General features: G+C 65.8%; 9 protein-coding genes. 6 read left to right on the plus strand and 3 right to left on the minus strand.

Annotation, left to right across the window (positions count from 1 at the left end):
- Positions 1-1,017: 1,017 nt before the first annotated feature.
- Complete coding sequence (locus VFQ05_03245; protein HET9325763.1) at positions 1,018-3,162, plus strand: T9SS type A sorting domain-containing protein; 2,145 nt, start codon at positions 1,018-1,020, stop codon at positions 3,160-3,162.
- A gap of 101 nt (positions 3,163-3,263) precedes the next feature.
- Here the strand turns inward: VFQ05_03245 and VFQ05_03250 are convergent, their stop codons facing one another.
- Positions 3,264-4,265, minus strand: a complete 1,002-nt coding sequence (locus VFQ05_03250; GenBank protein ID HET9325764.1) for an inorganic phosphate transporter — start codon at positions 4,263-4,265, stop codon at positions 3,264-3,266.
- 4 nt (positions 4,266-4,269) lie between these two features.
- Complete coding sequence (locus tag VFQ05_03255; GenBank protein ID HET9325765.1) at positions 4,270-4,884, minus strand: DUF47 family protein; 615 nt, start codon at positions 4,882-4,884, stop codon at positions 4,270-4,272.
- A 162-nt stretch (positions 4,885-5,046) separates the two neighbouring features.
- Here VFQ05_03255 and VFQ05_03260 point away from each other — a divergent pair, with 162 nt between their 5' ends.
- Genes VFQ05_03260 through VFQ05_03270 form a run of 3 tightly spaced genes read left to right on the plus strand, consistent with a single transcriptional unit; the run spans position 5,047 to position 8,675 of the window.
- Positions 5,047-6,501 carry a glycerol-3-phosphate dehydrogenase/oxidase gene (locus VFQ05_03260; protein ID HET9325766.1) on the plus strand — a complete coding sequence of 485 codons (1,455 nt, stop codon included), beginning with the start codon at positions 5,047-5,049 and terminating at the stop codon, positions 6,499-6,501.
- A 14-nt stretch (positions 6,502-6,515) separates the two neighbouring features.
- A complete protein-coding gene (glpK, locus tag VFQ05_03265) occupies positions 6,516-7,982 on the plus strand; it encodes a glycerol kinase GlpK (protein HET9325767.1) in 1,467 nt (488 codons plus the stop codon).
- Between the two features lie 27 nt (positions 7,983-8,009).
- Complete coding sequence (locus VFQ05_03270; GenBank protein HET9325768.1) at positions 8,010-8,675, plus strand: dihydrofolate reductase family protein; 666 nt, start codon at positions 8,010-8,012, stop codon at positions 8,673-8,675.
- 8 nt (positions 8,676-8,683) lie between these two features.
- On the opposite strand, the gene VFQ05_03275 is transcribed toward VFQ05_03270, so the two are convergent.
- Positions 8,684-9,550 (minus strand): alpha/beta hydrolase, encoded by an 867-nt coding sequence (locus VFQ05_03275; protein ID HET9325769.1) that lies wholly within the window; start codon positions 9,548-9,550, stop codon positions 8,684-8,686.
- 53 nt (positions 9,551-9,603) lie between these two features.
- Here VFQ05_03275 and VFQ05_03280 point away from each other — a divergent pair, with 53 nt between their 5' ends.
- Positions 9,604-9,849: a hypothetical protein gene (locus VFQ05_03280; GenBank protein HET9325770.1), complete on the plus strand. Its 246-nt coding sequence runs from the start codon at positions 9,604-9,606 to the stop codon at positions 9,847-9,849.
- A 36-nt stretch (positions 9,850-9,885) separates the two neighbouring features.
- Positions 9,886-10,244, plus strand: a 359-nt coding sequence (locus VFQ05_03285; GenBank protein HET9325771.1) for a hypothetical protein, incomplete at its 3' end; no start/stop codon positions are given.

Raw genomic sequence — 10,244 nt, forward strand, 5'->3', positions numbered from 1 at the left:
CGCTCGGGGATCTGATTCTCCACACGCTGGCTGCGGAGGATCCGATCATGCGCGTCGCCCGCTCCTCTCTGCTCCCCTATTTCCTCACGCTTTTCATGGTGCTCGGTCATGCGATAACTGCCCGGGCTGGGAACGTACGATGGACGATGGGAGATTCCTTGGTCGCCACGTGTCCCGCTGGTGATTCTGTTGTCGGCTGGGCGTCCTTCCGTCTTGCGTGTCGCAGTAACTTACACAAATGGATCAGGGACTGCGCGAGTTGGAGTCCCGCCGGAATCCATTTGGGTCACTCTTGCCCCTACCGGAACGGGATCCATCCTCCTACGAGATGCTACCGATGCGACCGATGGGTTCTCGTGGAAGGTGTTCGCCGACGACTCGACGGATTCGAGCGGCCTCGCTCGGATTAGGCTTTTCGGATTTTCTAGTTGCGGGGACTTGGACGTCAGGCTCTATGTGGCGGGAGTGTCGCAAGGCACTCGGACTGCACGGGTCCGCTCCCTAGATGCCGATGGCCACGATCCCATTGACCTTGTCGCAGACTCCGTCAATGCGTGTGACTGGACCTACGATGGAAGCGTCAATCCCAGCGATTACGCCCTTCTGCACCCCCACCGCGATCATAGTCATCGGAATGCTCTGCATGGAACGCTAGTGCGGCGCAGCAGCCTATGCGACACCTGCCCCAACGGCTCACGGAACACGATTGGTGCAAGTCCTGCCAGCTGGTCGCCAAGCGGGCGCTGGCTCGGCTACACGGTATTTAGAGACGGAGCCCATCCTGATTCAGGTGATTGCAAGGTGACGGTGGTGCCTTCCGATCCAAAGGATGGCAATTCATCATATGTATTCACATCTCCTCCTGTAAGAGTTCACGACTACGACCCGGAGTGGTCACCGCTGGGGAATGAAGTGCTCTTCGATCGCGGGGACAGCACTATATATGCCGCCCCTTGGCCTGGAGGCACGCCCCTCCGCTTAGTTACGCACCACGACAGTCTTGGGGCTGCGATACCGATGACGACCGGCGATGTCTTCCCCGCAGTGTCGCCGGATGGAAACTGGATAGCCTTTTGTAGGCACATGTATGCCGGGCCTTTCAAGCTCTTCAAGATCGCCGTAGGGGGAACGCCGAGTGGAGCCGTCGCCATTCCTCTCACCAACCTGAGCGACGGGTACGAAGAGCTATACCCGCGATGGTCGCCGGACGGCGATTCCATCACTTTCGATCGGCGAGCCCCTTTCGGCACATATCATCAGGCTTACCGGATCCACAAAAACGGTGGGAACCCAGTGCCATTATTGACGCCGACGAACCTACAGGCCGTAACACCCGCATACAGTTCCGACGGCAAAGTGATCGTAGTGAGCACTGGGGACATCGATTCTTTGACGACGAGGACGGCGATAGCGGGCTTCACCTCACAGACGACCTTAGATCGGGCGATCAGCAATTACCCTGAATATGTGTTGAGCGCCGGCGAGGAAGAAGAAGAAGGCGAGCTTCAATCACCCGGCGCAAGGTTCTCTCCGGACGGAACGCGAGTCGCAATCCGGGCGATGAACCCAGGGCATCCTGAGCAACGGGCGAACCTCTGGGCAAGCCGACGCAACATGAGCAAACCGCCAGTGATCGATGCAGTGGGTGGGCAGGCGGTCATTGATTCAACACCGGTGGTTGAACTTCAAGCTCTTCGTGGAAGCCTCAATACTTTCGTGGTCGAGGCCACGGACCCCGAAGGAGATCCGCTGACATTCAAGGCGTACTTCCTCCGAGCTGACCTTGGGATGAGCTTCAGTCCTTCTAGTCAGACGTTAAGTTGGACACCACCCGACACGGTGGATCTGTTACACAGTTACGACGTCCGCTTCCAGGTCGAGACCCAGAGCGGTGGCGTGGACTACGCGATCGCAAAGATCTGGGTCGCTACCGGCGGAGGCGGTGGGTGCCCGACCCTCGCATCGTATACGGGCAAGGGCTGGAGGACGGAGAACACCATCCTCGGCCGCTCGAAGGACGGTCGCTACATGGTCGACGCTTACAAGCTGCGCGAGAAACCCGCTCGCGTTCAGAACAGCTACCGGCTAGAAATTCGCGAGAATGAGCAGGAGCAAACTACCCTGGACCAAGTCAGGCTCTTGGCGGTTGATCACGACCCAAGACTCACGGCTGTGGCCAGTGCGGATCGTGTGTGGCTAGGGGAGCGGCGTCCCGCTCACCGGGTGACAGCGAGCGGAAGGGACGTCACCGAGTTACTGATCGGCGGCGGCCGGCTCACCGGCAATGTCGGCGACATAGTACTCGTCGAGATGGATGACCCTTCGGAATCGCGAGACCCTGGTATCGTTCACGATGATCCTGGTCTATTCGAGGAGCCTTGTTGCGAAAAGAATGGGCCCAATCCAGGATCGCTCAAGCCATCGGACCCGAATGCTGCACGCCTGATCGATTCCACAATCCTCGACGGTTCGGGCTTCAAGGTCGAAACCGCCGATGCCAGCGGCACTGCTCGTCTATTGAGCACTCTCTATCCGAGAGAAAACGGGGATCAAGCTGTTGTCGAGGGCGCAGGGCATGGGTCCGTGCGCCTGACATTCCAGGGGAAGCAGCATCTGGAGTTCGTCGGCAAGCTCGCCAACGCTGTAAGAGCCCAACCTTTGGAGTTGCCGCTCCGGATCGCTCGTCATTCAGTTCACAAGAACGTGCTGGAGGCACTGACCAGTTCGGGCGGCAAGGTGGCCACGATCGATCCAGGTCAGGCGTTGAGCTTGGAGTTCGAGGCTCCTCCGGTTCCGGCGGGGCTGGCGCGTGATCTCTTCCTGGTCTCGAGGGGTGTATACACGGCGAAGGTATTCAGCTCCGGGATCAGCGGCTTGCCGCCCCGTTTTGCACTGACTCAGAACCAGCCCAACCCGTTTGGGAAAAGCACACTCATCCGATTCGAGCTACCAACTAGGGCCAAAGTCAAACTCGAGGTGTTCGATCTATTCGGCCGACGGGTGCGTGTCTTGGCGGACCGCGAGTTCGAAGCTGGATATCAATCGGTCGATTGGGATCGCAAAAATCGATCCGGATCGGTGCTCGCTCCCGGCATGTATCTTTATCGAATGACAGCGCCAGGTTTCCGCGACCAGAAGAAAATGATTCTATTGCCGCAGTAGCCCAGTACCCCTCAGAAGAGAGAGCCCGATAATTGATCGGGCTCTCTCTTCAACCGGTACAATTTTGGGTGAGCACCGTCCGACTGCGACTAACAACGCGGCTACTTCGCGCCGAACAGCGCGATCGCTTTGTAGGTGAGCGCCGAGATCGCGGCCGCCATCGGGATCGTGAAGATCCAGGCCCAGACGATGCGTCCCGCCACGCCCCAGCGCACGGCCGAGAGCCGGCGCGTCGCGCCCACGCCGACGATCGCCCCGGTGATGGTGTGCGTGGTCGAGACCGGAATGCCGAGCGCGGTCACGGCGAACAGCGTCACCGCGCCGGCGGTCTCGGCGCAGAAGCCGCCCACCGGCTGCAGCTTGGTCACCCGCATCCCCATCGTGCGCACGATCCGCCAGCCTCCCGCCATCGTGCCCAGCCCCATCGCCGCATGGGCCGACAGGATCACCCACAGCGGCACCTTGAACTCCCCGGTGAGATGGCCGGTGGAGAACAGCAGCGCGGTGATGATCCCCATCGTCTTCTGGGCGTCGTTGCCGCCGTGGCCGAGGCTGAACGCGGCGGCCGACACCAGCTGGAGCTTGCGGAAGAGTCGGTCGACGCGCGCCGGAGTCGAGCGGTGAAAGATCCACATGATGATCCACATGTTGAGGAAGCCCAGCGTCAACCCGATGAGCGGCGAGAAGACGATGAACTGGGCGACCCTGATGACGCCGTCGGCGATGACCGCATCCGGACCGGCCTTGGCGAGCGCGGCGCCCACATAGCCGCCGACCAGCGCGTGAGAGGACGAGGAGGGCAGCCCCCACCACCAGGTCAGCAGGTTCCACACGATGGCGCCCGCGAGCCCGGCGAGAATCAGCATGGGAGACACGATCGCGGGATCGACCACGCCCTTGCCGATGGTCTTGGCGACGTGGGCTCCGAACACCAGGAACGCGATGAAGTTGAAGAAGGCGGCCCAAACCACCGCGGCGCGCGGCGTCAGCACCCGGGTGCTGACCACGGTGGCGATCGAGTTGGCGGCGTCGTGGAACCCGTTGATGAAGTCGAACGCCAGCGCCACCGCGATGATGAGCCAGATCTCGGTCGCGATGGTCATGAGATCAGCGGTTCTTCAGGACGATGGCCTCGAGAATGTTGGCGACGTCCTCACCCATGTCCGCCGCCGCTTCGAGGCGTCCGTAGAGCTCCTTCCAGCGCAGCACGTCGATCGGATCGTGCCCGCCGTTGAAGAGTTCCGCCACCACTGCGCGCGAGATCTCGTCGGCTTCGTTCTCGAGCCGGTTGAGCTCGATCGTGATGGGCATCAGCTTCTCGAAATCCCGGAGGTGGGTGACGGCCTTTTCGATCTGGACCCCGGATTGCGCCACGATGCGGGACAGCTTGATCGCCTCGGGGGTCACCTGCTTGACCCGGAACAGCACGAAGCGGCTGCCGATGGCCTCCGCGGCGTCGAGGACGTCGTCGAGGCTGCTCGCCAGACCGTGGATGTCCTCGCGCTCGAGCGGCGTGATGAACGTGCTGTTGAGCTTTTCGAAGATGTCGTGGGTGATGAGGTCGCCATTGTGCTCGACCTGCTTGAGCTTGGCGGCCTTCTGCTCGACGTTCTCGAAGTGCTCGACCATGTCGAGGAGCAGGTCGCAGCCTTCGCGCACCACGCTCCCTTGTTTCTCGAACAGCGTGAAGAAGTCTTCCTGCTTGGGGAATAGCGAGATCATGCGGCGCTCCTCGTTGCGCGTGGAGGTCGCATCGACGATTACCACGCGCTGCGAATTACGGCAACCTGGCGCGCCAAGGGGCGGATGCTATGCTGCCCCGCGCACTCGGAAAGCCATGGCAGCCAGGATGGAGGCCTTCATGCCAGGGATAGAGCCTCGCTCATGACCATGTTCGACGCCGTCGTGGTCGGCGGCGGCATCACCGGTCTCGGCATCGCCCGGCTCGCGGCGCGCAACGGATTGAGCGTGGCGCTGGTGGAGCGCGGGGATCTCGGCTCGGGCGCGAGCAGCGCCTCGAGCCACATGCTGCACGGCGGCCTGCGCTACCTCGAGCACGGCGACTTCGTGCTGGTGAGCGAGGCGCTGCGCGAGCGCGCCGCGGTGAGCCGCATGGCGCCTTCGCTGGCGCGGCCCACCCGATTCATGATCCCGTTCTATCGTGGCGACCGACGGCCGCCGTGGATGGTGCGCATCGGGCTCTTCGCCTACGACGCCTTCGCCGGACGATCCACCCTCGCCCGGCACGCCTCGGTGCGCCGCGCCGAGGCGCTCGCGCTCGAGCCGGATCTCGCGGAAGGCGGCTTGAAGGGCGCCGGCCTCTATACGGACGCCGTGATGGATGACGCGCGCCTCGCGGTCGCGGTCGGCCTCGACGCGGTCTCGCATGGTGCCCAGGTTCACAATTACACCGAGGCGATCGGACTGCGTCCGGCCGACGCGGATCGGTTCGACCTGCTGGCGCGCGACCGGCTCTCGGGCGCCGAGATCGCGCTGCGAGGGCGCGTGATCATCAACGCCACGGGACCGTGGGCCGACCGCACGCGCGCCATGCTGCTCGGCTCGCTCAAGCCCGGCAGCATCGAGCCGGCGCCGGTGCTGCGCCCTTCGCGAGGAGTGCACCTGGTGTTTCCGCGGCTCACCCGCTCGCACGGCGTGCTGTTGTTCGCGAGGAGCGACGGCCGCGTATTCTTCGTCATCCCGTTCGGCGAGCACTCGCTGGTCGGGACCACCGAGGTAGAGGTGGTCTCTCCCCTCCGTGACGACGACGTGAGTCCCAGCGTCGAGGAGATCCGTTACCTGCGATCGGAGCTCGCGCGCGCGATTCCCAAGGCCGCCGAGGCTCCAGCCATGGCCGTGCTGTCCGGCGTGCGACCGCTGCTGGCGGCCACCGGGCCGATCGCCGCGGCGACCCGGGAGCACCGCCTCATCGACGACGGTCCGCTGTTGACCGTGGTAGGCGGCAAGTACACCACCTTCCGCGTGATGGCGCGCGACGCCGTGAAGGCCCTGGTCGACAAGCTCAAGCGCGGCGGTCCCGATCCGCGCGACTCGGTCGAGCCTCTGCCCCGCTTGCCGGAGCCGACCGAGTCGCTGGAGGCATTCGCCGAATCGTCGGCGCAGAGCGCTTTCGCGCGCAGGGTGGAGGACGTGATCCGGCGGCGCAGCCGCTTGTGGCTGACACCGGATCGCGGGCGGGTGGCGGCGCCGCAGGTGGCCGCGGGTCTGGCGCGCGCCCTCGGCTGGTCGCCCGAGCGCGCGCGTGCGGAGCAACGCGAGTTCTTCGCTTCGCTCGAGCACGAGGACCGTCTGCTGGTCTCCGCGCGGGAGGTGGCGTGAAACGCGCGGTGGTGATGTCGATCGATCAGGGCACGACCGGCACCACCGTGCTGCTGCTCGATGCGAAGGGCTCGACCCGGGGCCGCGGATACGCGGAGCTGCCCCAGCACTTCCCACGGCCGGGATGGGTCGAGCACGACGGCCGTGAGATCTGGGCCACCGTACGGGCGGCGGTGAAGCGCGCGCTCGCGCATGGCCGCACCACCGGGAAGCACGTCGCCGCGATCGGCATCACCAATCAGCGGGAGACCGCGCTCCTCTGGGATCGGAAGAGCGGCGCACCCGTCGGACCGGCGATCGTGTGGCAGGACCGGCGCACCGCCGAGCGGTGCGCTGCGCTGCGTCGCCGTGGGCTCGAGCCCGAGATCGCGCGGAGCACCGGGCTGCGGCTCGATCCCTACTTCTCCGGGACGAAGCTCGAGTGGATGCTGGACCACGGCGCGCGGGTGCGTGCGCGCGCGGGGCGTCTCGCGTTCGGGACGGTCGATGCCTGGCTCATCTGGAAGCTGACCGGCGGGCGCGTCCATGCCACCGATCCCACCAACGCGTCGCGCACGCTGCTCTACGACATCCGCAAGCTCGCCTGGTCGGAAGCCCTGCTGCGGACGCTGCGCGTCCCGGCGGCCGTGCTGCCGGAGGTCCGCCCTTCGAGCGGCGATTTCGGCGCCACGCGCGGCGTGGACGGGCTTCCCGATGGCATTCCGATCGCGGGCGTGGCGGGCGATCAGCAGTCCGCCTTGTTCGGACAGGGATGCGTGGCCCCGGGACATTGCAAGAACACCTACGGGACCGGCTGCTTCCTCCTCCTCCACACCGGCGACCGGCCCCGGCGCTCGAGGGCCGGCCTGCTGACCACGGTCGCCTGCGGCGCGCGCGGAGAGCCGGCCTACGCGCTCGAAGGCAGCGTGTTCATTGCCGGAGCGGCGATCCAGTGGCTGCGCGACGGACTGCGCATCCTCGGGCGCGCCGCGGAGAGCGAGGCGATGGCGCGCGGCGTCGAAGACAGCGGCGGGGTGGTCCTGGTGCCCGCCTTCGCCGGACTCGGCGCCCCTTACTGGCGGCCGGACGCGCGTGGCGCGCTGCTCGGTCTCACGCGCGGCACGACGCGCGCGCACGTGGCGCGCGCGGCGCTCGAGTCGCTGGCGTTCCAGACGCGCGACGTGTTCGACGCGATGGGGCGAGACGCCGGGCGCCGGGTGAGCGTGCTGCGCGTGGACGGTGGTGCTTCGGCCAACGACTTCCTCATGCAGTACCAGGCGGACCTGCTCGGCGTGCGCGTGGTCCGGCCGCGCGTGGTGGAGACCACGGCGCTGGGCGCGGGATTGCTGGCCGGGCTCGCGGTTGGTTTCTGGCGCTCCCCGCGTGAGCTGGATCGCGCGCGGGTGATCGAGAAGGTGTTCGAGCCACGGATGGGGCGAGCGTGGCGCGAAGCGGAGTATCGGCGGTGGAAGGACGCAGTGACCATGCTGCTACGGAGTTAGTCAGCCATCCTTGCCTGGGAGCAAACCATGACTCGTGTACGCGTCCACAACTTCACGATCTCGCTCGACGGCTACGGAGCCGGCCCGCGCCAGACTCGCGAGGAGCCCCTCGGCGTCGGTGGTGAAGCGTTGCACGACTGGTACATCCCTACGCGCACGTTCCAGCGGATGGGCGGGAAGACCGGCACGACCGGCGTCGATGACGATTTCGCGGCGCGATTCGGGGAGGGCGTCGGCGCGTGGATCATGGGACGCAACATGTTCGGCCCGATTCGCGGTCCCTGGCCCGATGACGCCTGGCGCGGCTGGTGGGGAAAGAACCCGCCGTATCACGGCCCGGTGTTCGTGCTGACGCATCATGGCCGCCCGCCCGCCCAGATGGAAGGCGGTACGGTCTTCCACTTCGTCACGGGCGGTGTTCGCGAGGCTCTGGAGCGCGCCACGGCGGCAGCGGCCGAGAAGGACGTGCAGATCGGAGGCGGCGTATCGACGGTGCGCCAGTATCTCGAAGCGGGGCTCATCGACGAGCTGCACGTGGCGATCTCGCCAAGATTGCTCGGCTCCGGCGAGCATCTGTTCTACGGCCTCGATCTCACGGCCTTGGGCTATGAGTGCACCACCCATGTGCCGACCGCGGGCGCAACCCATGCCGTGCTGACAAAGTCCGCTCGTCATCCGTCCCGGGACGGATAGGAGCCGCGCTAGACCACCAGGATCGCGTCCAGCCAGCCCAGCAGATCCTGGATCGCCTGATCGCGCGAGAGATCGTTGAACACCTCGTGGTATCCATCGCGATAGGTGATGAGCCGCACCATCCCGTGTGGCGCCAGGCCGTTGAGCTCGAGCGAGCCCGAAGGGTTCACCACGCGATCGGCCGCGCCCTGGAGGATCAGGGTGGGCACCGCGAGTCGCCGCGCTTCCGTCATCACGCGTCGGCGAGCCTCTTCGAGCCCGAAATAGAGCCTCGGGCTGATCTTGTTGTGGACCAGTGGATCCTGGCTCCGCGCCATCAGCACCTCCGGATCGCGAGAGATGCCACTCTCGTCGAGGCCGTTCGAGAAGCCGGCGCTCGGCGACAGGGAGTGCGCGATCCTTGCCAGCGTCATCTTCCACGCCGGCGGCGGATTGCTGCGCACCGCGGGGGCCGAGAGCACGAGCCCCAGGATGGTCTTGGGATGGGCGAGCGCGTAGTCCAGCGCCAGAAGCCCCCCCATGCTGTGGCCGACCAGGATGATGGGCAGGTCCGGCGGCTGTCCCAGCATCCCGCGCGTGACGGTGAACATCGCGGGCACGACGAGGTCGCGCAGCATGGTCCACGACTTCACGTGGCCCCGGGGCCCGATCGCCTCGCCGTGACCCGGCAAGTCCAGAGACACCACCGTGAAGCGGTGGTCGACCAGCGCTCCCGCGAGCGCGGCATAGCGGCCGCTGTGCTCGCCCAGGCCATGAATGATGGCGACCAGCGCTCGTGGACGCTCGGCGCACCAGGCCCGGCCCGGGACCTGGGTTTCCTTGTCGATGCGGACGTCAATCTGCGTGGCGTGGATATGGCAGTTCGAGGGGTTCAAGGCATGCGCATATTGCGTCAACCTTCGTCCCGAGCGCACGGGTTTTTCGTATCATGGCGGCGGATCGTGGGCGGGCCCTCGATCTCGCGAAGAAAGGCCTCTCGGTGCGCGTCTCGTGGATCCTGATCGCGATGTGGCTGGTTGCGATCTCGCGGTGCGATGAACCCAAGGAAACGGCCACGCCGCCCGAGCCCAGCCCGATGGCGGCGCAACCAGGACCGCGACCCGGAGACTTCGTGCGCGTCCGCGGAACGCTGGGAGTGCTCCTGTCCTTGAGCCGTCGCGCGACCCGGGTCTAGACTGGGCGACCCACTTACTCGACGTGGAGGAAGCGCGTGCCGGTCGAGCCACCCGAATCAGAGCGCCCGAAGAGCTCGGGACGGATCATCCTGCCCGGAAGTCTCGAGGAGCCTCCCGAGACTCCCGAACCGCAAGCTGCCGCTCCGCCGGAGCCGCGCGGCTCGCGGATCATCCTGCCTCCGGGATCGTCGGTGGAGACCGAGGACGACCTGCCGGAGTACCCGCGACTGCGGCCGCTCGAGATCGTGCCGGTGCGGTCTGGAGATCAGGAGCTGCTGCTGATCTCCGATCCGTTCGGGGTCCTGCCGAACCCGGTGGCGCTCCGCATCGAGGCCTTCGAGCTGCTCCAGCTGCTCGACGGCAGCCTCTCGATCCACGAGATCTCGGCGCTGGT

This window comes from Candidatus Eisenbacteria bacterium (assembly GCA_035712145.1).
Lineage (GTDB): Bacteria > Eisenbacteria > RBG-16-71-46 > RBG-16-71-46 > RBG-16-71-46 > DASTBI01.

What these genes read in the sequence shown, in the direction of transcription:
- VFQ05_03245 (HET9325763.1), top strand. Translation starts at nt 1,018, where the DNA reads ATGACGACCGGCGATGTCTTCCCCGCAGTGTCGCCGGATGGAAACTGG.
- VFQ05_03250 (HET9325764.1), bottom strand. Translation starts at nt 4,265, where the DNA reads ATGACCATCGCGACCGAGATCTGGCTCATCATCGCGGTGGCGCTGGCG.
- VFQ05_03255 (HET9325765.1), bottom strand. Translation starts at nt 4,884, where the DNA reads ATGATCTCGCTATTCCCCAAGCAGGAAGACTTCTTCACGCTGTTCGAG.
- VFQ05_03260 (HET9325766.1), top strand. Translation starts at nt 5,047, where the DNA reads ATGACCATGTTCGACGCCGTCGTGGTCGGCGGCGGCATCACCGGTCTC.
- glpK (HET9325767.1), top strand. Translation starts at nt 6,516, where the DNA reads ATGTCGATCGATCAGGGCACGACCGGCACCACCGTGCTGCTGCTCGAT.
- VFQ05_03270 (HET9325768.1), top strand. Translation starts at nt 8,010, where the DNA reads ATGACTCGTGTACGCGTCCACAACTTCACGATCTCGCTCGACGGCTAC.
- VFQ05_03280 (HET9325770.1), top strand. Translation starts at nt 9,604, where the DNA reads ATGGCGGCGGATCGTGGGCGGGCCCTCGATCTCGCGAAGAAAGGCCTC.